Origin of the sequence: Labrys okinawensis (genome assembly GCF_047345005.1) — a bacterium.
GTDB lineage: Bacteria > Pseudomonadota > Alphaproteobacteria > Rhizobiales > Labraceae > Labrys > Labrys okinawensis.
Map to the genome: position 1 here is coordinate 2,224,673 of NZ_CP178864.1, position 22,993 is coordinate 2,247,665.

Genomic DNA, 22,993 nt, shown 5'->3' on the forward strand with positions numbered 1-22,993 from the left:
AAGAAGGGGGGAAGCAGGAGGAAGCAGGCAGGGACGTGCTGCAACGCACAATCGGGCCCTTTTCCCAGTGCTTTCCACGATAATTCCCGTCATCGAATCACTGATTCCTGCTCGACGCCTTCCAGCACTCGCCTGCGTCACCGCGACCTTGTGCGCTATTCTCTTCCAATAAACCATAGGAATGCAGTTTGTCAGTCGATACTGCGGCCCCCGGCTCGACGTTTCCCAGCACAACGCCGGGTAGCGTTTCCTTCTTAACGTTCGGGAGACCTCAGTTGTGAGGCGACCGCCGCGCTCTTTCAGACCCATAGAGCCTTCGGGCAGGTCCGTTATCGCTGACTGTGAATCGGCATCGTCGAGTAACCCCAGTCGCTACAACAATATCAATGACATAAGATGTCGATCGGCGCCCAAACCCCACGCCGATTCACGACGGCGCGCCACAGGCACAGGGTGGGTCGCTGACCGCTTCCATCTCCTTCAAAGCCCATGTGATGCGATCGATCTCCAACCGAGAAGCGCGGATCGGGCAGCAGGCCGAGCTTTGCTGCCAGCCAGCAAAGATGAGGAAGGCCGGGCGATGGTCGCCTGAACGCGACTACTTCACGGACGACTAGTTAACATGCGTTCCACGGGTGACCTTTGCGGGTCATATCGGAAACGCCGGGGAACGGCCGCCGCGCGCATTCCCGGTAAAGGTCGACGCGCCAATACACGAGGTCGCCGCGGTTGATGCCGATGTCCGCAAGCAGATGGTCGTCGAATTCCGCCAGTTTGGCGAGATCCCTGTGGACTTGGCGACGATGCTTGATGTGCGCTACGGCTCGCCGAACCAGGGTCGGGAGAGCTTTGGACCACCGGCCAGCACCGGTGCCGGGCAAAGGCACCTGGGATGCAATTGAGGAACTATTGGTTTTCATCTTTCACTCCTTGTGTCGTAGGTCAACGTTGGACGTGCCGAGTCGAAGCTGAGTTGGGAGTGCAAGATGAGGCGATGCAGTTGCGCGCCGATTTCAGAAAAGCAGATTTTAGTTACGTCTGAAATATGCATCATTATTTTCGCGTTCTTTTCGGAATTTGAGCAAAGGTTCCAGGAGATCCATGTTCTGGCTCCTGTTTCTTGTTTCCCGGCTATTCTTCGAGGGCGCGATGCTGTCGAGGCTACAAGCTTATAGCGAAGCCGTAGGCTTCTGACCGCCGATCGCCTAGCCAAGCGGCAACCCTAGAACGCGGGCAATACGGAGCAGGTACTCCGGTTCAGCCCTCTCACCAGCCTCGATCTTGGCGATCTCGGCGGCGGTTAGGCCCGTGGCGATCGCCATTTCCTCAATACCGTAAGCCTTTCCCAATCGAGCTTCGCGAATAATATCGGCCGTTACGCTGGCGGGCAGCTGTACCTCGTCGCCGGTAGCTCGCTGGAATCTTGAGTACGTCATTGCAAGCTTCCTTCTTGTCGACGCTGCGAACTCATAAAAGGTAAGAGAAGTTCACGGGTTGGCGTAAAGCGACGCCATCCCGTGAGCTGATCGGCAGACAGGCCCAGATTAGGAAGCAGTGCTCCGCGGCGCGCGCAACGATGCCAGCGTTCGGCGCCAAACTCCTCAACCAGCGCGCGGGTCAGTGACCCTCATGGTTTGGTCTCTGACCAGACGCGCGGCAGCGCCCCCTCGACGTGACCCAGGGCTATGAGCCCTTGATGGATCGAGCCGCTGAGGCAGCGCAAGGATTGATCCAGACAAAATTCAATGCGCTGAGGCGAGCCCGACACTTTGGGCTGGGCGCTACAGCGATTAATACTCAGGGACAACGTTCTGATTCAGGCTAAAAAAGTTGGTCGGGTCGTATTTGGTTTTGACCGCGACCAGGCGGGCGTGATTAACCCCGAAAGCGGCCTTGATCGCGACCGGTGCCTCCTCACCAAGGAAGTTCAAGAGATAGCCACCGCCGGAGTAGTGGTGCAATGCGTTCCACGTCTCACGTGCCCACCTCATGTGTCGGTCGCCGTCGTCACCGGCAATCCATTGCGCAGTGATCCCGAGATTGAATTGCGACTGGCGCTGAGCAAAGGCGGTAGCATCCGGACCGACCCGCCCAGCGGCGCCGCCATAAAATTCGAGCAACGTGGCGGACAGGGGCGACTGCGCCCTGTTGCCATGCTCGACGATGAGATCGATCGCATCGTCGCTCAAATCCGACAGGAATAATGATTTCCAGTAATTGTGTGTCCCATCCGGGAACGAGGCGTCGGCCAACTGTTGCATTACCGGAAAGGGCATTTCCTGGATTAAGTCTTGCAGTGGCGTGCCGAAGCTACGCAACGGTCGTAAGATTCGTTCTCCCTCAGTGAGGTTTCCGCAGTAACATGCGAGCACGGCGGTGATCGGCTCGCCGTTCGGAGCTGAGACCAATCCAGCATATGCGGTAAGCTCGTCCGGTGCTGAGGCCATGAAATCCCGATAATGGCGGAGCACCGCTCCGGCTTGATCGCGTGGATACACAATGAGGCCACCAAGTACCGTCTTGACTGGATGCGCCTGGAAAAGGAACGAGCAGACGATGCCGAAATTCCCGCCGCCGCCTCTCAGGCCCCAGAACAGATCCGGGTGGCTCTCAGCGCTGGCAGTAACAATGTCGCCGGAAGCTGTCACGACCTCGCACGACAAAAGGTTATCGCAAGTCAGCCCGTGCTTACGCACCAGCCAGCCGACGCCGCCGCCAAGTGCGAGGCCGGCGATACCTGTGCGGGAAACAACGCCGGTAGGGACTGCGAGGCCATGCAGATGCGTCTCGCGGTCCATGGCACCCAACGTCGTGCCGGCCCGCACGCGGACAGTCTGTCGCCCGGGATCCACGAACACACCGGTCATCGCCGAAAGGTCGATGACCATACCGTCGTCGCACGTGGCACGGCCGCCGACATTGTGTCCACCGCCGCGGACGGCGACCAAAAGGTCGTTGAGCCGCGCGAAGCGCACGGCGTGAACAACGTCCGCCACACCTGTGCATTGTGCGATCAAACCGGGATACCTGTCGATGCTGGCATTCCAAACGCGTCGCGCCTTTTCGTAGGCAGCGTGGCCGGGCTGGATCACCGACCCAGCGAACCCTTCCTTGAATTTTTCAATCAACTGCCCGTCAACACCGGTGCCATCGCGCCGTCTCAAGCTCTTATTCTGCATGTTCGTCCCCCAAAACCAGTCGTCGGAGGTCAACCTGCAGCTGCAGCACTACAATCTGACTACGAACCTCCGCTAACGCGTTACGCTTGTAGCAAATTTGGGACTATGCGTTCTTGCCGTTGTCCTATAGCGCAAAATGCGGCAGCCCCTCCTCGGGTGCTCCGCTGCAAGGCCGAACCGCCATTGCCCTGGATGATTAATCGGTGGCAACAGGCCCGCGAAAGCCCGGCATGACCAATCCGTGACCAAGACCAGTTGTATTTTCCGATTGGGAGGGCGCCCGAGAGGATTCAGTGGTTATGCCCGCGCCCTTAGTTCACTTTACCATCAACCGCCGCCCTGCGTCCCGTGCCGGCCTGGGCCTGCGCTAAAACGGCACCGCCGAGCGCGGCAGACACCGCCTCGCCCGCCGGTGCGGCCGTTGCCGTACTGAAGGCGATGGTTCTGGCCGAGCCCGCCTTCGCCGGCGTTTGCCGCCATCGGCCGGCTGGTCGGTGCGGGCGGAGTTCCATATGCTCTCCGGCAGGCGAGGGCGGTGCGCTATGCGTCCGCTGGTTCAAGGACGTCCGCAATGCTGGCCACCGGCTGCGCGCCGCTCCGCGCCGTTTCCGGCGAGAATTTCGCTCTTCTTTGACACCACCAGACCCTGGGCGGGCCGACAGCTGCAAGTTGCCAGTTTCCCGTGCCCGGCCCGTCTCGCTACAACCGTAGCCAGCATCTTCAAGCCTGAAATGTTTCTGTAGCCTGGGGCCAGCAACCTCTACTCCGTCAATACCTGGCAAATAGTGGAGAAAGCAATGCAGCTTGAAAGAAAGGTGCCACGTCGCGTAACTGCCACCGACGGGAACCACCGCGCCCGCGGATGGGACGGAGAACCGTTGGATCTCGTCGAGGCCATTCCGCCCTTCACACTCAAATCTGAGCCGCCCACAATCGAGCACCTCGTCAGATCGCCGAAGCGAGGGCCCGCGCCTTATATGTCACCGTTTGCACACCTCAGGCCAAAGACACTCCCCCTGCGGCAAGAGCGCCGCGGCGCGTTCTTTGGCACGCATCCTGCTCATGCCCACTCAACCCTCGGAGGTCCGGCAAAACCGGCCCCGTTGCGTGGCTTCAACTGAGAGAACCCCACAATGACGAAGTACAAGCTCGAGTATATCTGGCTCGACGGCTACACTCCGGTGCCGAACCTGCGCGGCAAGACGCAGATCAAGGAATTCGATCACTTCCCGTCGCTGGAACAGCTCCCGCTGTGGGGTTTCGATGGCTCCTCGACCAATCAGGCCGAAGGCCGCAGCTCCGATTGCGTGCTGAAGCCCGTAGCCGTCTATCCCGATCCCGCCCGCAAGAACGGCGCCCTGGTGATGTGCGAAGTGATGATGCCCGACGGCGTCACCCCGCACGCATCGAATGCCCGCGCCACCATCCTCGACGATGACGGCGCCTGGTTCGGCTTCGAGCAGGAATACTTCTTCTACAAGGACGGCCGTCCGCTCGGCTTCCCCGAGCATGGCTATCCCGCCCCGCAGGGCCCGTATTACACCGGCGTCGGCTACAAGAATGTCGGCGACGTCGCCCGCCAGATCGTGGAGGAGCACCTGGAGCTCTGCCTCGAGGCCGGCATCAACCACGAAGGCATCAACGCGGAAGTCGCCAAGGGCCAGTGGGAATTCCAGATTTTCGGCAAGGGCTCCAAGAAGGCCGCCGACGAGGTCTGGATGGCCCGCTACCTCCTGCAGCGCCTGACCGAGAAGTACGGCATCGACATCGAATGGCACTGCAAGCCGCTCGGCGACACCGACTGGAACGGCTCGGGCATGCATTGCAACTTCTCGACGAAGTTCATGCGCGAAGTCGGCGGCAAGGCCTATTTCGAAGCGCTGATGGGCGCCTTCGAGACGAATATCGAAGACCACATCGCCGTCTACGGCCCCGACAACCACATGCGCCTGACCGGCAAGCATGAGACCGCACCGTGGAACAAGTTCTCCTACGGCGTGGCCGATCGCGGCGCCTCCATCCGCGTGCCGCACTCCTTCGTGCGCAACGACTACAAGGGCTACCTGGAAGACCGCCGCCCGAACTCCCAGGGCGACCCATACCAGATCGCCTCCCAGGTGCTGAAGACCATCGCCTCGGTCTCCACGGAAGCAAAGTCAGAGGCTGCGTAAGCGTAACGTGCGTATCTTGAGTCTTACGGCGCGGGTGGCAACACCCGCGCCGTTTTTGCTTTCCGGGTGCACGGGCACCCTGCCCGTTCTTCCCTTGACCTCTGGCGTATCGTCTCCAGGAACGGGCCTGTGCACCAGGAGATCCATTATTCTATAGCCCCGGCCAACATCAGGATTTCCACATGTCGGCACTTTCGATCGAGCCGGCGGCGTGTCTCGCGCTCGCTGCCGTCACTCGGGCAGGGTCACACTCGCGCCTGCTGTCGATTTGTAGTGCATGATGAGCCCGCGATATCTAATTTGATCAATGACTTGAGTGAGACTTGGTATTAGTCTCAACGTGCCGGGTCGTCTAAGACAAGCGTTCTTTTAAATGACTGAAAAATTTACAGTATTTCATTACCGTACGATTTCGCACCGCTCTTGTTCTGAGCCCATATTCGAGCGCCCGCGTCCGCATTTTCTGCGCTGGCATCGCGAGAACTGTTTCAAGCACTAGGGATGGATCGGAATTGCCGGAGCTGCCGCAAAGTACCGACCATAGAAAGCTCTTGACAGCGTCATCAAGGGCTGCCGGTCGATGACCGCTTATGGCGCAGTCGCGACGAAGTCGGGAGACGCGGTAGGTCACCATCATGAAACATTCGACACCGATATTGCTTAAAAATTCTCTACGCCCTTCAGCTGTCTCAGCACATCACAAAAAATGGACCAGCTGAAGCATACATGCGAGCCCATTTGTTGGCCCTATCACGGTTTATATCCATCGAGAATCCTTGCAATCGTTCGGTTCATCACATTCCTGTCGTCCGTCGAATTCGAAATGATCATTGCTCCTTCCAAACTTGCAACGATTTCAGACGGAAGCATCGCAACAACTTCACGCCCGTACTGTTGATTTAACTCCGTTAGCCACGCGATATTCATTTGAAAGAAATCCCGGACCTTGGCGTTGATTTCAGGCGGCAGTCCATTGGCTTCAGCCCCGAGCACTGCGCACAGGCACATCGACTCCCCAACAACCAAGGCATCGGCGTACAGAGTGGCGAATGCCGAAATTGCGCCCAGCAGGTCGGATTGATCGATCGTATCCAAGGAAGCTCTGAACCTCGCTGCATAGCGCTCCACCAATTGCACGCCGAGATCGGTCTTCTGCGGGAAGTGGTAGTGAACGCTCGCACTTTTGACGCCGACGTCCTCGGCCAGCTCGCGAAAACTAACCGCTTTGTAGCCGACCGCGCGGACGCGCGTTTCGGCGGCATCGAGTATTAACTCGCGCATCGATGACTGGGTCGACATGAATAACTCCGCTACCTATCGATTGATAGATAGGTGTTGACAGGGCGCAAGTCAACGCGTAAATGACCGATACCTATCGATCGATAGATAGACAAAAAATCGATAGCTACGGAGAGAGCACATGGCAAAGCGCGTTCTAATGGTTCTGACTTCCCACGACATCATGGGCTTGAGCGGCAAGAAGACCGGCAATTGGTTCGATGAGATCGCAACCCCCTACTATACGTTCAAGGAGCGCGGCTTCGACGTCGTGATCGCATCGCCCAAGGGCGGAGCGGCTCCCATCGATCCGTTCAGCTTCGATCCTGCGTTCACGACCGCCAATACCGATCGGTTCGAGAAGGATGCGAGTGCACAGCGCGCGGTCGCAAATACGTTGAAGCTGAGCGATGTAAACTACCACGATTTCGACGGTGCATTCTTTCCCGGCGGCTATGGCCAGCTCTGGGATCTGGCAAGCGACTCGCTGGCGATCAAGATGATCGAGGATCTGATCGCCGCCAACACGCCGGTGGCGATGGTGTGTCATGCCCCGGCAATCCTGCGCGACACCAAGAAGCCGAACGGCGAGCCTCTCGTGAAGGGCCTGAACGTGACGGGTTTCACGGACGCCGAGGATATCGAGCTCGACCTTTCCCGCCATCTGCTTTTCTCGCTGGAGAAGGCGTTGATCGCCAACGGTGGCAATTTCATCCGGTCTGAAGCCAATTGGAACGCCAACGTCGTCGAAGACGGCGCGCTCATCACAGGTCAGAACCCGGCATCTGCAGCACCTATCGCTGAAGTGCTGGCAAATCGCTTGGGCTAACGGGGATTAGAGGGAAGCTTCACCCGGCTTCCCTCTCTCTGCGGCGGAGGTTGAAACATGAGAATTAACGCTGACTTTAGGATGCGTGCGGTTGTGCACGGCGCTTTGGCTGAATGGACACCATCGCCCGTACCCGGCGCCGAACGTCTGATGCTCGATCGCATCGGACACGAAGTCGCCCGAGCAACGTCCATTGTCCGTTACGCACCTGGAAGTGCCTTTTCGCGCCATGAGCAAATATCGCCCATATCAGGCGGATGACACGCTTCATCGCAAGATATTGCTATGTCTCATAAATTTTCGAGGCGGACTCTAGCAACGATTCATGCCGCCGCAACCGCGAAGCGCGTCACACGGTAGCGCAAATAATCAGCGATCTGAGCCAGGGCAAGCTCGCTCGTAATTGGCCAACCCCGTTTGCCGGCCGTCGGATCTCTATGTGATTGGCTAGACGATGAATACTCAAACAAGCAAGCTCGACGACGTCGAACGCCGAGCACTCGATCAAACTGGCTCCCATGCGAGCAGCGAGCGCCGCCAACCAATCGGCGTCCTGGTCGTCGACAATGATCCCGCGATGCAGCATATGATCGTGGACTACCTCAAGGATCACAATATCCGCGCTCTCTCCGCCTACCGGCGGCAAGAGATGATGAGGCACCTTTCGGCCGAAGACCTTAGCCTGATCCTTCTCGACCTGCACCTCGGCGAACAGGACGGGCTCGATCTGTTGCGCGAAATCCGATCGCAATCGGATGTCCCCGTCATCATCACCAGCGGCCATCGCCGCGACGAGATCGATCGGGTCATTGGCCTGGAGCTCGGAGCGGATGATTATATTACCAAGCCGTTCGGCCTCCGCGAGCTTCTGGCGCGTATTCGTGCCGTGCTCCGGCGTGAGACCACGCGCGCTGCCACGCCGAGGGATTCGGAGCGTGGAGGCTATCGGTTCGGCGGCTGGAAGCTGGACCGGCGCCTCCGGCGCCTGACCGCCCCCTCCTCGGAATTAGTGGCCCTGACGAAAAGCGAGTATGCCCTGCTGGTTGCGTTTCTTGACGCACCGCAACGGCCACTCACGCGGGAGCATCTGCTGCAGGCAACCCGCATACATGAAGACATCTTCGATCGCAGCATCGACGTGCAGGTGCTCCGGTTGCGGCGAAAGCTTGAGACCGATCCGATGGCGCCGAGCATCATCGTGACCGAGCGAGGCGTTGGCTATACGTTCGCGCTGCCAGTCGAGCTGTATTAACGCATGGAAGAGTTCCGGTACGCTATCGAGGAGTTGCCAGTTCTTCAGGGCTTATCGTCGCAAAAGTAGAAGCCGTCATTTAGCTGATTCATGGTCATCTGCATGCCCTGGGCTTCGTACGCGCTGATCCAGGCGGTAATGAAGCCCGAAAAACTGTTAAGCTTGTAAATGCCGACATTTGGATCGAAGAAATGCACTTGGCCAGCTTTGCTCTTGTATGCTCCGACCGCGTGGCGGGCTATGATGGCGCCGCCCGGTATCTTCAGGAAGGTCATCGACATGACAAGACCAGCGCCGCCCTGAAAATCAGTTCCTTCGCACAGGTCTCTAAAGCTGCGCTGAATATCGGTTACGGGTTGATAAGTTGGTGCACTACCCTTGTTCTTTTGCGCGGGCGCGTCATGGAGATACAGCTCCTTGCCCTTGTATAGATTGTGGATGTTGCCGTTCGCCGCGTACTCGATCTGCCCGGGCGCGGCAGATCTCATGAGGCTGGCCACCTTGGCAGAATTCTTGTCGTCACCGCCCCCCGCCGTGAACGTTTTTTGGCTCGTGCTGAATAGGGAATTGGAGCCCAGCACCTTTTCCTTCAGCCAGTCCGCCACGAGGCTGGCGCAGATGCCACCTCTGATCGAGTCATAGGTGGCGTAGTTCCAAGATACATGATTTACCACATTGCCGGCCAGCAATGCGGCCGGCTCGAGATTAAACATGTTCCGCCCCTGCTGGAACTTCATTTCCTTCGTCGCCCATTTCTTGAGAGCTTGAAAGCGATTCTGACCGGCCATCGATTGTCCCCAAATAGCGAGAAGTGATCGGACGCCCAAAAGAGGGCGAAGCACGGCGTGCTGCCGCGAGATCACCAATTCGGAGCCATGTCGCCAGAAGCGGGCTACGTGCGGATTTCAAAAGCCGATTAAACTGACTACACCTGTAGCGGTGCCCCTTCGGGGCCGGGCCAGATCAGGGTGTCGCATTGTACTTGACTGCGGTCTTTCTCCCCTGTCGTGCTGGATAGGCAGGTGGGCCGCAACATCCGGGCGCATCTCGACGCAAAGTCGGCCGAAAGAGCTGGCCCGCGATTGTGGCGCGATCCGCGGCGCGCGCTTGGCGCTTTCCAATTCACCGCTCTTGGATGAACTCGATGAACGCGCGCAACTTGCTCGGCGTGTGGGCGCGATTCGCATAATAGAGATGAAACGGCTGGTCCGGCGGCAGAAACGGGTCGAGTATGGCAATGACGGCCCCCGAGGCGATCTCGGCGGCCGCGAATTGGCGGAAGACGAGGCCGAGCCCACTGCCCTCACACGCGGCGCCGAGCACTGCGCGCATGTCGTCGAGCACAAGTCGGCCGCGCACGTCGATGGTTACGTCCTTGCCGTCGACACGAAATTCCCACTCAAAAAACCGCGCGCGGTTGAGGCGGTGACGGATGCAATCGTGCTCAAGTAGTTCGTGCGGCGTTCTCGGCCTTCCGCGACGTCTAAAGTAGTCTGGCGAACCGACGACCGTCAGTTGTTGCATCGGCCCCAGCGGTACGGCGATCATGTCGAGTTGCAACGCGTGGCCCAGGCGGATGCCAGCATCGAAGCCGCCGGCGACGATATCGCTGAGATTGTTGTCGATCGTGATATCGAGCGTGATCTCTGGGTATCGCTCGCCGAACGAGGCGAGGCGCGGCTGAATCAAAGCAGCGTACGCGACGTACGAAGTGTTGATACGAAGCAGACCATGTGGGCGCTCAGAGAAATCTCCCGCTTGCTGCACCGAATCACGGATCTGAGCCAATGCGGGTGCGAGCGTGCCGAGCAGCTTCGTCCCGGCCTCGGTGAGCGCGACACTGCGGGTCGTGCGGTTGAACAGGCGCACGCCCAACTGCGCTTCGAGCTGCTTGATCGTCTTCGAGATCGCTGTGTTGGTCACGTTGAGCTCTTCTGACGCGCGGACAAAGCTGAGATGCCGCGCCACGCATTCGAACGAGACCAATGCGGGCAGGTGAACCGGTCGTGGAGCGCGCTGCGTAGGGGTTGCGGGCAGAGAGTTTCGCATGACTCGGACTATGAACCCAGGGTTCATACCAGATCAACGTCTGCGAGGATTTAATTCATAGCTGCCGGAGGTAGGCTGTCTCCCATCAAGCGCCCACCGCAAGGGATCATCAATGTTCACAAACGACTCTCTCCGATCGGCCAACGGCCCCGCCGAAGGCTCCAGGATTGTCACATCGTGCAGTTCGCGATCCCAGAGACGGAGAAACGGTGCAGCGGCCACATCGTGCGGATCACGACCAGCTTGATCAAACACGCCAAGTCCCAACGGCCATCCGCGCTCGCCTCCTGCCACAGCCCAATCGGCTTGCCGGACCCCCTTATAGTTCTCGATACCGGAAGAACCCGATGTCCAACACAAGTCCTGCTTTCGTTTTCGTTCATGGCGCCTGGCACGATGCCGCGACCTGGCACCTGGTCACGCCGCTGATCGAGGCACGTGGCTATGCTGTGCGAGCCTTGGATCTTCCCGGCGCAGGTAGAAATGCCAAGGCTCCACGCGCGAACGGTCGTCGCCCCCTGGATCTGGCAATCGAGCCTTCACCTAACGCTCATGTGAGTCAGGAGGATCGCACCCGCGCGGTGGTTGCCTTGATTGACGAGGTGACGCGTAACCAAGCCAGACCAGTCGTTCTCGTCGGTCATTCGCTTGGCGGCCTCACAGTGAGTGCGGTCGCCGAAGCTATTCCTGAACGAGTGTCCGCCGCCGTGTATCTCACTGCCCTGCTCCTGCCGCCCGGCATGACTGCGCTTACCATGGTCCAACATCCGACCATGGCCGACTCGTTGGTGCCGTCACTGTTCCTTGCCGATCCTGGGCTCGTGCAGGCGATGCGAATTGACCCGCGGTCAGACCGACCGGACTATGCGCTGCAGACGAAATCCGCCCTATATGGCGACTTGAGCGACGCAGACCTTCAAGTCGCGCTGTCTCATCTCCATTCTGATGAGCCGTGGGGTGTGATGCTGAACCCGGCACATGTAACGCCGGCCCGCTTCGGTCGTGTCCGCCGCCACTTCATTCGATGCTTGAACGACAGGGCCATTCCGATTGCCGCTCAAGATTTCATGATCGGCGCAATCGATGAGCACGTCTATGGGCCGACGCACGCCCACACGTTGGCGACAAGTCACTCGCCCTTCTATGCGCAGCCCTCCGCGTTAGCAGACATCCTGATGGAGATTGCCGGCAACGCCAATTGAAGAGTGTTGCTCGCGAGCAAGCGCGCGCCTGACGCGTGGACTTGGTGCATTGGCTTTCGCGATGGGACCGTCCCGGCTGCGGCGCTGGCGCTCGCCACAGTCACTTCGTCCAAGCGTCGCGATGACAAAGGAAACCTACGATGAGCAAAGGTACTTTTCTCCTGGTGGCGTCTAGCGCCAACATGTTCGAACTGCAAGATGGCAAATCCACCCCCGCCGGCTTCTATCTCAACGAGCTGAGCGTCCCGGTGATGGCGGCGGTCGCCGCCGGCTATGACTTCGTCCTAGCCACGCCGAAGGGCGACAAGCCCGTGGTCGACAAGAACTCGATTTCCGCGTCACATTACGGCAACAGCGAGGAAGCGCTGCAGGCCGCGGTCGATTTTGTCGAGAAGGACCCGCGGATGCAGGCGCCCGTCTCGCTGCGCTCGGCGATCGAGGGCGGCCTTGACCACTTCATCGGCGTGTTCATCCCGGGCGGCCACCCGCCAATGGTCGATCTGATGCAGGACGAGGAACTTGGCGTCATCCTGCGCCACTTCCACGAGAAGGCGCAGCCGACCGCGATGTTGTGCCATGGCCCGATCTCGGTGACCGCTGCGATGAAGGACCCCCGCGGCTTCCACGGCGCGATGGCCGCCGGCAACATCGAAACGGCCCGCAAGGCGGCCGAGGGCTGGCAGTATGCCGGCTACAAGATCACCGTCTTCTCGAACAAGGAAGAGAAGGTGGCTGAGGAGCACTTCATCAACGGCAAGCTGAAGTTCTATGCCGGCGATGCGCTGACCGTCGCTGGCGCGGACCTCACCAACAATGACGGCCTGTTTGAGGCCAACGTGGTCGAGGATCGCGAACTGATCACCGGCCAGAACCCCCCCTCGGACCATGGCGTCGCTAATCTGTTCGTCAAGGCGCTCGATCGCCAATCGGCCAAGATCGCCGAAGCTGTCTGACGTCCCCACCACCCCCGATCCCCTCACCAAGGGTCGGGGTGGATTGGCGGTCCTGCGCGACGCCAATTTTCCATTTCCATTCGAAGGTGAACCATGACGACCAAGGCCTATGCAGCGCAATCGCCCGACCAGCCGCTCGCCCCGTTCGATATCGAGCGGCGAAACCTCGGCCCGAAGGACGTGGTCGTCGACATCCTCTCGCGCCGCCAAATGCTGGTCTCGGGTGCGGGATTCTTGCCCATCACGTTTTTCGCGGAGGCCGCCATGGCTCAAGACACATCATCCGTTTCGGAAACCAACCGCGCGATCGTAGCGCGTGCCTTCGCCAACTGGTCGCGCGGCGCGGGCAACGTCTTCATGGACCTGCTGGCGCCCGACGCGACCTGGACGATCGTCGGCCGGTCGCAGGTGGCGCGGACCTTCCCGACACGGGAGGCATTCCTCAGCCAGGTCATCAGCCCATTTGGCCAGCGTATGGCACGCCCGCTCGTGCCGACGGTGCGCAGCCTCGTCGCCGACGGAGATCAGGTCGTGATCCATTTCGACGGCGAGGGTGTCGCCCATGACGGGCAGCCTTATCGCAACAGCTATGCCTGGTTCTTTCGCATGCGGGACGGGCGTGTGACGGAGGCGACGGCGTTCTTCGACAGCATCGCCTTCGATGACCTCTGGTCGCGCGTGTCGCCCGAGCCGGCAAAGTAAGCGGCAGGCGCGGGCTGGGGAAGTAGCTCTCGGACGCAAGATTGCGACATATCACTCAATAGCGAAGCGGCGGAGTGAAATCTCTCCCGGCAATGTCATTGCGGGTCGGCGCCGGTGCCGACCCGGATGAAGGGCGGCCGGCGGCTCGCTCGCAAGAAGATATCGCCATGAAGTGAGACCGTATGTCCGCCTCTGCCGATGAGGCGGCTCGCCCTGCACTGCGCGTCCGAGGGTTACTCGGACGATCCGAGCCGATCCGCATCACAGGAGGACGAGCCGTGGCGGATTATAGGGAAGCATTTGTCAGAATCGATGTGGCCAAGCTGAGGAATGCCATCGCGGTCGCCGAGGCCGGCCGGGAGGGCGAGGTTCGCTACTTCGGTGAGGTCGATGCATCAGACGCAAGCATGCACCGCGTTATTCACCGGATCGCCGCCAGGTTCGATCGGATCCACTGCTGCTACGAGGCCGGCCCAACCGGCTATGGTCTCTGTCGGTTGATCCATTTGCTCGGCCATGAATGCACCGTCGTGGCGCCGTCGCCAATTCCAAGGGAGTCTGGCGATCGGGTGAAGACGAACCACCGGGATGCTCTGTCACTGGCAAGACTGCTGCGCGCCGGGGAACTGATGGCGGTATGTGTTCCTGACGAAGACCACGAGGCCATGCGAGATCCGGTTCGCGCCCGGGCGGCCGCGGTCGAGGCGCTGCAAGTCCATCGTCAGCAGGTGAGCACCTTCATGCTCAAGCATGGTCGTACCTATCCGCGTACAAAGGGGTGGACCATGCGCTACCTGGCCAAAATTGAGGCCGAACACGGCATGGGATCCGAAGATCTTGTCTCACATTGGCAGCTAACCTGAGACTGGGGTCTGCTTCAATCTCGGGCCAAAATGCCAAATAGCGCGAACAATCTTGCAGTCTCACGCGAAGATACCAAGCGACACGCCGCTACAGGTGTAGTCAGTTTGATCGGCTTTTGAAATCCATACGTAGCCCGCTTCTGGCGAGATAACTCCGAATTGGTGATCTCCCGGCCGCGCGCCGTGTGCCGTCCTCCCTTGGCCGTCCGATCACTTCTCGCTGCATAGGAACAATCGATGGCCGATCAGGATCGCTTTAACGCCCAGCAGAAATGGGCAACGAAGGAAATGAAACTTCAGCAAACGCAGACCATGTTTAATCTCAAGCCGGATCAAACCGACGACATAACAGATCGGGATGACGCAGACGCTGGGGTGCGGCTGGCCGCGATCGCCATCCTGTCCCTCCTTGCCGGCCTGGCCTTTCTCGCCGCCGTTATTGGTATCGGCTTGGCCGTCCACGGGGCTCACCCATGATCTCATTAGAGCGTTTTACTTTCAGATCGAATCCCCAAGAATCGCAAAATGCTTTTGGTACCAATAAGTTAATTTCGTAGTCCGCTCCTGCCTGAACGCATTTTGCTCTAGCCACGATCTTTGCCCGTCGCAAATCCCAGAAATCACGCGCCGGTCGTCCACCCGTTGAGCACGTAATCTATGGCTTCAAGACGGAGGAGGCGGCACACGCCTTCAAGGAGCGCTTCGGTGGCTTCAGGATCGGGCCGACGGATGGAAAATGCTGGGACGGCTTGTAGTCGTCGTCTTTAGCTCGCAATACAGGAACGGCCCCATGATTTGATCCGGGCATCCGCAACGCTTTCGACGACATAGCATGCGGATCGGCGTCTGAGCCCTTTACTGACCACATTCCAAAGCCACGATCGTGCTCGCGGCCACGAACCAGGCTGGCGGATTCGCATAACGGCTGTTATGGCCGGCAAACGCTCGCCCGTTCCTAATGGGCACGGGCATATGCGCCCGTACATGCTATCAGACTGCCGCCGCGTACCGATGCGGAGCCTGAGGGGTATCAGTGACCTCCTACTATTGGCTGTCTTCGTCCGCCTGCCGGATGGCTGCTACCATGTGGTCCGAGGGTCACGAAAATGCTGATTTGGATGAGGAAGGTGCTACGCCGGGCCTTGGGCCTGTCCCCGGAGATTAGTCCAGGGGAACGCCACGACCGATTCATGCGGCGCTGCGTTGGATTACCGGACGGCAGCCGGTGTCTCCGCGACAGCCAAGGACGCTTCTCGGTCGCAATGCGGCCCCGTGGAGTCAAGGAAAGAGAAGGCCACGGCGCACCGGCACGTCCCAGACGACACCCGCTCCCGATACTGCGTTCGTGGCCATGGTGAACGTCGCGCTGAGTGTCTTCGGGCCGCCTTCGTGATCTGAAATCGACGCCGCCACCGGTTTTCATACGGCCAATTGATGCAACTCTTGACGAAGGCGAAGGCCTGACCGCCCCTTTAGGGGTCGGAACAAGAGCTGCTCAAAATCGCACGGTAACGAAATACTCTAAATTTTTCAGTCATCTGGGAGGGCGCCTGACTTAGACAACTCGGCATGGCGAATGATGTGCCTCGTGACGCGCTCTGCCACTATCTGGCGTGGGCTCGAATTGTGGAGACGACATCCCCATATGCCGGTCAGTGCGCGTATGCGCGCGGGAGATGCTGTCGATGCGCTTGAGTGCCTTCAATTGTCGGCGATTTGTTTCAGTCCTGGCAATCTTGCTGCTGGCGTTGTTTGCAGGGGCCGAGCATGCCGATGCCCGGCGTGCCTCCGGGGGTGGCTTCGGTAGCCGCGGAACACGGACCTTTCAAGCCCCGCCGACGACAACGGTGGCCCCCACGCCCGCTGCTCCCATCCAGCGGTCGATGACGCCGCAGCCTCAAATCAACCAGACGACCCCGAACCAAGCGCAGGGCACCGCGCCACGCCCCGGCTTTTTTAGCAATTTCGGCGGTTCACTCGTAGGAGGGCTGTTGGTGGGCGGCTTGGTAGGGGCGCTTCTCGGGTATGGTTTCGGTGGTGGAGCGGGCATCCTGGGAATGCTGCTGCAAATCGGAATCATCGTCGGAGCGATAATGCTGGTGATGCGCCTTATCCGGGGGCGCCAAGGACAGGCTTCCTCTGCTTCCGCACCCATTGGACAAGGCGGGTTCAATGGGCTGGCGGGCTTGGGCCCGTCCTCGGCTCCGGCAAGGCAGGCTGCCTCTGCTCCACCGCGCAAAACCGATGAGATCGGCCTGGTTCGGGATGATTTCGATACCTTCGAAAGACTCCTGAATGAAATCCAGTTTGCCTATGGTCGCGAGGATTATGCGGCACTGCGAAGCCGAACAACGCCCGAGGCTATGTCGTATCTGGCAGAGGAGTTGGCTGAAAACGCGACCCGCGGAGTGCGCAACAGCGTTTCCGATGTCCGCCTTCAACAAGGCAACCTGGCCGAAGCTTGGCGAGAAGATAACATTGAGTACGCGACTCTCGCGATGCGGTATTCGAGCGTCGATGCAACACTCGATCGTGCGACCGGGAAGGTAATCGATGGCGACGCGAAAAATGCCACGGAAGCCACTGAAGTATGGACATTCGCTCGAAAAACCGGGGCCGATTGGAAGCTCTCAGCAATCCAGTCAACATAAAAGTAGTGTTGGTGCCCCGAGTTAGTTCATCACCGGCCTTTGGTCGGCCCGTCTGCATGAATATGGACGGCGCCATGGGACAACCTGCCGACGGTTGCGGGTGAAAGGGAAGGGGGGAGGAGGAGGGCGACGCCGAGGATGAGGCGGTCGAAGAACTTCCGAGGGCCTATTCCTATATTCCATCGGCGCCGCGCAACAACATTCCCGCTTGGGGAAGAACGGATAGCGATTTCGCGCCACCCGTCTGCAAGTGGGGCCCCCACAATACCAGCACGGCGCACAAACTGCTTGTTAGCCATTCAAAGCCACCAGGATCTACCTGTTGCTGCCCTCCACCCTTCGAGGCAAACCCTATCCGGCAGTGCTTTGCCTTAGCCGGCCGCGCCTCCCAATGGAACTGGCCGCGACAGCTGATGCGATCAACAGGCAGAGGGTGCTGAGAACCATCGAGAATCTCATGCCCGCGACGGATGGTCCAATGGCACCAAAGACTGCGACGCCGATGGCGCCGCCAGTTTGGCGCAGAGCGTCGAACGCGCCGGCGGCGATACCGGCCCTGCCACGCTCAACTGTCTCCATCATTGCGGCCGTCAGGGGCTGATAGGACGCGGCCGGCCGATCTGGACAGCGCCGGCCGGCCCCCTGCATCGCTGAGCACGTGTCGCTCACGGACGAACGCGGATGATTGTCTTCCCCTTGCGCCGCTCGATCGGGTTGAGGGCGGCGACGGCGTCGTCGAGGGTCGCGATATTGCCGATGTTCGTCCGTAGTCGTCCGTCCCGCACTCGCTGGATGATTTCACTCAGCTGAGCACGATCGGACTCGACAACGAAGTCGACCGCGAGGCCGTCGGCCGGCCGCGCCTCGGCCGGCCCGACGATTGACACCAGTGTTCCTCCGGCTCGAATCAGGCCAGCGGACCGCTTCTGGATGTCGCCGCCGATACCATCGAACACCAGATCGACGCCGCCGACGTCTTCGAGCCTGTCGTTATCAAGGTCAACGAACTCCTGCGCGCCGAAGTCGAGCACCTTCTGACGGTCGGCCGCTCGTCCAGTGCCGATGACATATGCGCCAGCCTCGCGCCCAAGTTGCGTCACCATCGTCCCGACTGCGCCTGCCGCGCCATGCGCGAGCACGCTCTGCCCCGCCTGAAGGCGGCCGTGCTGGAACAGTCCCTGCCACGCGGTAAGGCCCGAGATTGGCAGGCTCGCACCCACCGTGAAGTCGACATCGCCCGGCAGTGGCGCGAGGTTGCGTGCCTCGATGGCTATATATTCCGCCAGGGTGCCGTCCCGATACCAGTCGGCGAGGCCGAACACTCGCTGTCCCACCGACAGTCCCGTCGTGCCGTAGCCGAGAGCCGTGACCACTCCGGCCAGCTCGTGGCCCGGGATGGACGGTGTTCGGTCACGGTCGCAGCGATCAGTCCAGGTCGAGGGCCACGCCATCTCAGTCGGGACGAACCCCGACGCGTGAACCTGAACGACGACGTCGTTTATCGCCGGTTGCGGCTCGGGCCGCTCCGCCAGCTTCATTCCGGCTGTTCCCGCAGCCTGGTCCGTCACAATGATTGCCTTCATCATCCACCTGCCTGTGTGAAGCTCGTCATCTTCCGGATTCCTTTGCGGACGAGCGAAAATAAGAAGGCGAAACTCGATGGGTCCGATGACCTCTGGTTATTGGATCGGCGCTAGCGACGCAGCGCGCAAAAAACACCGGTCGCAGCGACGAAGGTTCAGACCTTCATCGGCTTCTCCTTCTATCAGCCTGAAGATGCCCCTCATTGGGTCGGATAAAAGTGCCAAGAACCCGAAGAAATTGTGTACTACGGCGGGATGCGCGAGCCGCTGAACCTGAGTTTAGACCGCACGGCAAAGATTCCCTTGGCGGAGCAGATCCGAAAAGGGGTGAGTGGCGCTATCGCGGATGGAGTGCTGCAGCCCGGTGCGCGCTTGCCTTCATGGCAGGATCTCGCTGCCCAGCTGGGTGTCGCGCGCGGCACCGTACGGACTGCGTACGAGAAGCTGGCTGCCGCCCAGTTGATCGAGGCCTCGCGGGCGACCGGGACGCGTGTCGCCCCGCGTCCTCGCGCCGTCATAAGGACCGAGCCACCGCCGGACGCGGGCTCGTTCATGAGCATTTATCAGGAAATGACGCAGGGGCCTGCGTCCTTCCAGATGGGGGTGCCCGCAATCGAGACCTTTCCGGCGACCTTGTTCGCGCGGATTCAGGCGCACGCGGTCCGTGCCGAGGCGAGTGCCTTCCCCCTTTATCCCGATCCTCGCGGCGAGCTCGTGCTGAGGCGCGAAGTCGCCGGCTATCTCGCGGTCGCCCGCGGCATCACCTGCTTGCCATCGCAGGTCATCATCACTGGCGGCTTCAGCGCTGGGCTCGGCCTGGCGCTCAGCGTGTTGGGCCTGGGCGGGAAAACGGCCTGGATCGAGAACCCGGGCTTCCCGTGGTCCAGAAAGGGTCTTGAGCTCGCAGGATTGTCCCTCGCTCCGATCCCGGTTAATTCCGAGGGTATCGATATCGATTACGGCCTGCACCAGCATCCTGGCGCCAAGCTCGTCCTCGTCACCCCTGGTCAGCAGGCGCCGCTTGGGCCCCCTTGTCGCTTGAGCGCCGCATTCGTCTGCTCGAGTGGGCAGCCGCGAACAAGGTTTGGGTGATCGAGGACGACTATCTGAGCGAGTTGCAACTGGCGGGGAGGGCCGCGCCGGCGCTCGCATCGCTCGACCGCGACGGACGTGTCATTCACATCGGCTCATTCAGCAAGACGATCAGTCCGGCTGTTCGGCTCGGCTTTCTGATCGCGCCCCTCGATCTGATGACTCGGTTCGCGGAGGTGGCAGCGTGTCTCGCGCCGCCGCCTTGCCCTTCGGTACAACTCGCTATCGCCGAGTTCATGCGCGAGGGCCATTATATGCGCCATCTCCGGCGCACGAAGCGTGCTTATGCCGCCAAGCGACAGGCGTTGCTGGCCTGTCTTGAATCATCCGTCAGCACTGATCGTCTTGCCGCGCCCGGTTTGGCCGTGCTGCTGAAATTGCCGAAGGGAATATCGGATGTGGCCGTGGCACGCGAAGCGTTGACGTTCGGTATGTCTCCGTCGCCGCTTTCAGCCTGGTATGTCTCGTCCGACGGCGCCGATGCCGGGCTTCTCCTGGGTGTTGCCACCGCGCCGATGAAAAACCTCGCTCGAACCTGTGATCAGCTCCTCGATTTAATCCGTCGGTTTGGCTGATCGGCGGCAAGGCAGAGCCATGGACTATCAAAGTTTTCATGTTGGCCACGCGCAACGGCTTGAACCATCTGAACCGCATTGTCACGGAAACGTCGAAGCCGAGGTTCAGGTTGGGGATGGCGTCAATTTCAGACACCCGCCGTTGTTTTCCGCCTGCGTGTGAATCGGCAGCATGAGTTGACCCTGGTCTCCACAACAATATCAGCGTCATAGGGCGCCGATCGGCATCCAAACCCTATGCCGATTCACATCCGGCATCGGGAGGCGTCTTTTGTCTACCGGGCCGTGCAGGCCGCCTTCTCGATCGCAGCGTATTCCAATGGACGGGGCCGTAAGCGTATCCTCCCCTTGTCGCCTTCATCGCGGCGGCCGAGGATTAAATACTTGCCCTCACTAATAGCAATTCGCATGGCTCTGCAATATAGTTGTCAGAGTTCGCTGACATCGGGACCCTCTCACCAGCAACCGATCAGCGCTCGAACTGAGTCGGTGGCATGCAGGCTGGGACCGATCCGAACAATCCTTCATTGGCGCGTGGCGAGGAACCGGAAGGGTTCCGGCTCGCCCGTATCCGCGACCTGCAGGATCTGGAAGGCGGCGTGTATTGGCCGCAGTTACAGCCGCACTTCCTCAAGCCTCATTTCAAGCTGTTGCGCTATAAGATACAGGAGGGGGCCAGAGCCGACCGGACCCCGAAATTCTTTTCGGTCCGGGGCGCAAGCGGGGTCGGCGAGCTGGATGTCGCCTACATCGCGGATCGTCTCGCCGCGACGCTGACGGTCACCGGATCCGGCATACCCGACTACTGCCTCACCGCCGTGAGCAGGGGCGCCCTGGAGTTCGGCGGCGCGCCGGGCGCTCGGACAGCGCTTGGAATCGGCCGCAGCGTGGGCCTGGTGTACCGCGGAGCGCCCGGAACGACACTGTCCGCGACCGGGAACCACGAGCGAATTTCAGTGTGGATACCCGCGACGAGCCTGAACCAGCGATTGGCTGCGTTGCTAGGCCGGCCCCTGACGAAAGACCTCGCCTTTGAGCCGGTCGTCGATTGGGGTGCGGCGCCGGCGCAGAGCTTGAGGCGCCTTATGGAGTTGATGGTGGAGGAGCTTCGCGCGCCGACACCCTTTGCGGGCAGCGAACTCGCCATCCGTTCCTTCACCGACCTCATGCTCTTCACGCTCCTGCGCGCGGTTCCTCACAACTATTCAGATCATCTAGCACGGGCGGGCGGCCCCGCTGTCCCAGGAATCATACGGCGAGCGGAAGCCTATATCCACGCCCATGTCGAAGAGCCCATCGCGCTGCACGAGGTCGCGGAGGCGGCGGGGTGCAGCGTACGCAGCCTGCAACTTGGCTTCCAGCGGTTCCGCGAGACGACACCGCTGGCAGCGATCCGCCTCGCCCGGCTCGTGGCGGTGCGCGATGCCCTCCGGTGCGGTGACATCGCGGGCACGGTCACCGACCTCGCTCTTCGGTTCGGCTTCACCAATCCCAGCCGCTTCGCGCACGACTACAAGGCGGTATTCGGTGAGGCCCCGCGCGACGCCTTGCGTCACGATTCAGGACATCGACGACACGGCCGGTGATCACGGCGCCATGCAGGCCTGGGGCGCTTCGCCGCTCTCGCGATGTTTGCGCCATCTGTCCTATTCTTTCGCTTTCCGCATAGAACGCCGCCTTAGCGTCGTGGTAGCTTGGGCCTGTCGCGCTCTACAGCAACCTCACCGCAAGGCTGAATGGAGCCAACTAGATACTGAAACCCGGCTTCCCCTGGGAAAGGGTGCTTCATGAACGACCTAGCCTCGACGTTTCGACCTGCCGCACAAGTGATGGACTTTCGCCAATTGGCCCGCGGCCTGGGAACCGTCATCAACTATGCCCCCGGTGATACGATCTTTCGAGAGGGAGACGAACCCTCCTATGCCTACATAGTTCTGAGCGGAAAGGTCGAGGTGAGCAGCCACGGCAAGCTCATCGAACAGGTCGGCGAGGGCCGGCCATTTGGCGTTGTTTCGCTCATCGACAAAAAGCAACGAACGGCCACGGCAATGGCTGTCGAGGCGTGCGAAATTGCCTTGGTGGCCCCGAGGCAGTTCCGCTTCATGATTGAGACGACCCCGAACTTTGTATGGTACGTCCTCTCCGAAGTCGTTGACCGACTGCGCGCAACGAACTCAGCATTGTGAGAAATTGGACTTGCCGATTGCGCGGGCTCCGGAACTTCGTAGCCCGGCATCGCACCTTCACCCGCTCGGCGTGACGCTGTCGCTCCCGCGCCGACTCGCTCGTCTCGAATGGGCACGGGCGAACGACGCCTGGATCAACACCAACCCCTTGAACGGCTCTGTCGGAGCAGATTGCAGAAGATGACCTGGAAGGGTAGGGAGCGAGGATGGTGAGCCCCAAGCCTGATCCGTTTCGCTATTTCAATTCGTCGCCGGACGTGATCCGCCTCGCTGTTATGATGTGTGTGCGTTACCCCCTGTCATTGAGGGGTCGGAACAAGAGCTCTTCTCGCGCACTGAAAGAAGGCCTTGCTCGACCTCGTCGGGAGGGATGGGTTCTTCGGGGGCAACGACCTGCTGGCGCTGTCCTTGTTCTACCCCGGCCTCGA

At 60.4% G+C, this 22,993-nt stretch carries 17 protein-coding genes and 4 pseudogenes; 13 read left to right on the top strand and 8 right to left on the bottom strand.

The annotated features are described in order from the left end of the window. Window positions 1-163: 163 nt before the first annotated feature. The 4 genes and pseudogenes from ACMDCR_RS10490 to ACMDCR_RS10505 all read right to left on the bottom strand — a co-directional run. Window positions 164-309: pseudogene (locus ACMDCR_RS10490) on the bottom strand (IS1595 family transposase); the annotation flags it as partial. A 308-nt stretch (window positions 310-617) separates the two neighbouring features. Then, window positions 618-920 (bottom strand): DUF1127 domain-containing protein, encoded by a 303-nt coding sequence (locus ACMDCR_RS10495; RefSeq protein ID WP_413992473.1) that lies wholly within the window; start codon window positions 918-920, stop codon window positions 618-620. 285 nt (window positions 921-1,205) lie between these two features. Then, the gene (locus ACMDCR_RS10500) at window positions 1,206-1,436 is read right to left on the bottom strand and encodes a helix-turn-helix domain-containing protein (protein WP_413992474.1); all 231 of its coding nucleotides are present in this window, start codon (window positions 1,434-1,436) and stop codon (window positions 1,206-1,208) included. Window positions 1,437-1,790: 354 nt separating this feature from the next. Then, window positions 1,791-3,179, bottom strand: coding sequence for an FAD-binding oxidoreductase (locus ACMDCR_RS10505; RefSeq protein WP_413992475.1), 1,389 nt, complete (start codon window positions 3,177-3,179; stop codon window positions 1,791-1,793). A 1,133-nt stretch (window positions 3,180-4,312) separates the two neighbouring features. Between ACMDCR_RS10505 and ACMDCR_RS10510 the strand changes: the two genes are divergently transcribed. Continuing rightward, window positions 4,313-5,350, top strand: coding sequence for a glutamine synthetase beta-grasp domain-containing protein (locus tag ACMDCR_RS10510; RefSeq protein WP_413992476.1), 1,038 nt, complete (start codon window positions 4,313-4,315; stop codon window positions 5,348-5,350). 750 nt (window positions 5,351-6,100) lie between these two features. Here ACMDCR_RS10510 and ACMDCR_RS10515 read toward each other — a convergent pair. Continuing rightward, the gene (locus ACMDCR_RS10515; RefSeq protein WP_413992477.1) at window positions 6,101-6,649 is read right to left on the bottom strand and encodes a TetR/AcrR family transcriptional regulator; all 549 of its coding nucleotides are present in this window, start codon (window positions 6,647-6,649) and stop codon (window positions 6,101-6,103) included. 121 nt (window positions 6,650-6,770) lie between these two features. Between ACMDCR_RS10515 and ACMDCR_RS10520 the strand changes: the two genes are divergently transcribed. The 3 genes and pseudogenes from ACMDCR_RS10520 to ACMDCR_RS10530 all read left to right on the top strand — a co-directional run bounded on the left by ACMDCR_RS10520 (window position 6,771) and on the right by ACMDCR_RS10530 (window position 8,709). Further along, window positions 6,771-7,457 carry a type 1 glutamine amidotransferase domain-containing protein gene (locus tag ACMDCR_RS10520; RefSeq protein WP_413992478.1) on the top strand — a complete coding sequence of 229 codons (687 nt, stop codon included), beginning with the start codon at window positions 6,771-6,773 and terminating at the stop codon, window positions 7,455-7,457. A gap of 57 nt (window positions 7,458-7,514) precedes the next feature. Beyond that, window positions 7,515-7,688, top strand: a pseudogene (locus ACMDCR_RS10525) (cupin domain-containing protein); the annotation flags it as partial. 346 nt (window positions 7,689-8,034) lie between these two features. Continuing rightward, on the top strand, window positions 8,035-8,709 hold the full coding sequence (locus tag ACMDCR_RS10530) for a response regulator (RefSeq protein ID WP_413993581.1): 675 nt from the start codon (window positions 8,035-8,037) through the stop codon (window positions 8,707-8,709). Window positions 8,710-8,753: 44 nt separating this feature from the next. On the opposite strand, the gene ACMDCR_RS10535 is transcribed toward ACMDCR_RS10530, so the two are convergent. Next, a complete protein-coding gene (locus tag ACMDCR_RS10535; protein WP_413992479.1) occupies window positions 8,754-9,497 on the bottom strand; it encodes a YopT-type cysteine protease domain-containing protein in 744 nt (247 codons plus the stop codon). Between the two features lie 334 nt (window positions 9,498-9,831). Further along, the gene (locus ACMDCR_RS10540) at window positions 9,832-10,785 is read right to left on the bottom strand and encodes a LysR family transcriptional regulator (RefSeq protein ID WP_413992480.1); all 954 of its coding nucleotides are present in this window, start codon (window positions 10,783-10,785) and stop codon (window positions 9,832-9,834) included. A gap of 320 nt (window positions 10,786-11,105) precedes the next feature. On the opposite strand from ACMDCR_RS10540, the gene ACMDCR_RS10545 reads away from it, so the two are divergent. From ACMDCR_RS10545 to ACMDCR_RS10570, 6 genes and pseudogenes are all read left to right on the top strand, one after another. Beyond that, window positions 11,106-11,960 carry an alpha/beta fold hydrolase gene (locus tag ACMDCR_RS10545; protein ID WP_413992481.1) on the top strand — a complete coding sequence of 285 codons (855 nt, stop codon included), beginning with the start codon at window positions 11,106-11,108 and terminating at the stop codon, window positions 11,958-11,960. A gap of 140 nt (window positions 11,961-12,100) precedes the next feature. Further along, entirely contained in the window at window positions 12,101-12,913 is an 813-nt protein-coding gene (locus tag ACMDCR_RS10550) for a type 1 glutamine amidotransferase domain-containing protein (RefSeq protein ID WP_413992482.1), read from the top strand. Between the two features lie 93 nt (window positions 12,914-13,006). After that, the gene (locus ACMDCR_RS10555) at window positions 13,007-13,615 is read left to right on the top strand and encodes a nuclear transport factor 2 family protein (RefSeq protein ID WP_413992483.1); all 609 of its coding nucleotides are present in this window, start codon (window positions 13,007-13,009) and stop codon (window positions 13,613-13,615) included. A 278-nt stretch (window positions 13,616-13,893) separates the two neighbouring features. Then, window positions 13,894-14,430, top strand: a pseudogene (locus ACMDCR_RS10560) (IS110 family transposase); the annotation flags it as partial. Between the two features lie 285 nt (window positions 14,431-14,715). Then, window positions 14,716-14,955, top strand: coding sequence for a hypothetical protein (locus ACMDCR_RS10565; protein WP_413992484.1), 240 nt, complete (start codon window positions 14,716-14,718; stop codon window positions 14,953-14,955). 1,208 nt (window positions 14,956-16,163) lie between these two features. Further along, a complete protein-coding gene (locus ACMDCR_RS10570) occupies window positions 16,164-17,129 on the top strand; it encodes a Tim44 domain-containing protein (RefSeq protein ID WP_413992485.1) in 966 nt (321 codons plus the stop codon). A gap of 665 nt (window positions 17,130-17,794) precedes the next feature. Here the strand turns inward: ACMDCR_RS10570 and ACMDCR_RS10575 are convergent. Continuing rightward, complete coding sequence (locus ACMDCR_RS10575; RefSeq protein ID WP_413993582.1) at window positions 17,795-18,712, bottom strand: NADP-dependent oxidoreductase; 918 nt, start codon at window positions 18,710-18,712, stop codon at window positions 17,795-17,797. 255 nt (window positions 18,713-18,967) lie between these two features. On the opposite strand from ACMDCR_RS10575, the pseudogene ACMDCR_RS10580 reads away from it, so the two are divergent. The 3 genes and pseudogenes from ACMDCR_RS10580 to ACMDCR_RS10590 all read left to right on the top strand — a co-directional run bounded on the left by ACMDCR_RS10580 (window position 18,968) and on the right by ACMDCR_RS10590 (window position 22,565). Beyond that, a pseudogene (locus ACMDCR_RS10580) lies at window positions 18,968-20,379 on the top strand (PLP-dependent aminotransferase family protein). A 494-nt stretch (window positions 20,380-20,873) separates the two neighbouring features. After that, entirely contained in the window at window positions 20,874-21,965 is a 1,092-nt protein-coding gene (locus tag ACMDCR_RS10585) for an AraC family transcriptional regulator (protein ID WP_413992486.1), read from the top strand. 201 nt (window positions 21,966-22,166) lie between these two features. Beyond that, entirely contained in the window at window positions 22,167-22,565 is a 399-nt protein-coding gene (locus tag ACMDCR_RS10590) for a Crp/Fnr family transcriptional regulator (RefSeq protein ID WP_413992487.1), read from the top strand. The last annotated feature ends 428 nt before the right edge of the window (window positions 22,566-22,993 follow it).

Bases quoted from the DNA above. Each gene is read 5' to 3' on its own strand.
- ACMDCR_RS10495 (WP_413992473.1), bottom strand. From the start codon at position 920: ATGAAAACCAATAGTTCCTCAATTGCATCCCAGGTGCCTTTGCCCGGC.
- ACMDCR_RS10500 (WP_413992474.1), bottom strand. From the start codon at position 1,436: ATGACGTACTCAAGATTCCAGCGAGCTACCGGCGACGAGGTACAGCTG.
- ACMDCR_RS10505 (WP_413992475.1), bottom strand. From the start codon at position 3,179: ATGCAGAATAAGAGCTTGAGACGGCGCGATGGCACCGGTGTTGACGGG.
- ACMDCR_RS10510 (WP_413992476.1), top strand. From the start codon at position 4,313: ATGACGAAGTACAAGCTCGAGTATATCTGGCTCGACGGCTACACTCCG.
- ACMDCR_RS10515 (WP_413992477.1), bottom strand. From the start codon at position 6,649: ATGTCGACCCAGTCATCGATGCGCGAGTTAATACTCGATGCCGCCGAA.
- ACMDCR_RS10520 (WP_413992478.1), top strand. From the start codon at position 6,771: ATGGCAAAGCGCGTTCTAATGGTTCTGACTTCCCACGACATCATGGGC.
- ACMDCR_RS10530 (WP_413993581.1), top strand. From the start codon at position 8,035: ATGCAGCATATGATCGTGGACTACCTCAAGGATCACAATATCCGCGCT.
- ACMDCR_RS10535 (WP_413992479.1), bottom strand. From the start codon at position 9,497: ATGGCCGGTCAGAATCGCTTTCAAGCTCTCAAGAAATGGGCGACGAAG.
- ACMDCR_RS10540 (WP_413992480.1), bottom strand. From the start codon at position 10,785: ATGAACCCTGGGTTCATAGTCCGAGTCATGCGAAACTCTCTGCCCGCA.
- ACMDCR_RS10545 (WP_413992481.1), top strand. From the start codon at position 11,106: ATGTCCAACACAAGTCCTGCTTTCGTTTTCGTTCATGGCGCCTGGCAC.
- ACMDCR_RS10550 (WP_413992482.1), top strand. From the start codon at position 12,101: ATGAGCAAAGGTACTTTTCTCCTGGTGGCGTCTAGCGCCAACATGTTC.
- ACMDCR_RS10555 (WP_413992483.1), top strand. From the start codon at position 13,007: ATGACGACCAAGGCCTATGCAGCGCAATCGCCCGACCAGCCGCTCGCC.
- ACMDCR_RS10565 (WP_413992484.1), top strand. From the start codon at position 14,716: ATGGCCGATCAGGATCGCTTTAACGCCCAGCAGAAATGGGCAACGAAG.
- ACMDCR_RS10570 (WP_413992485.1), top strand. From the start codon at position 16,164: ATGCGCTTGAGTGCCTTCAATTGTCGGCGATTTGTTTCAGTCCTGGCA.
- ACMDCR_RS10575 (WP_413993582.1), bottom strand. From the start codon at position 18,712: ATGAAGGCAATCATTGTGACGGACCAGGCTGCGGGAACAGCCGGAATG.
- ACMDCR_RS10585 (WP_413992486.1), top strand. From the start codon at position 20,874: ATGCAGGCTGGGACCGATCCGAACAATCCTTCATTGGCGCGTGGCGAG.
- ACMDCR_RS10590 (WP_413992487.1), top strand. From the start codon at position 22,167: ATGAACGACCTAGCCTCGACGTTTCGACCTGCCGCACAAGTGATGGAC.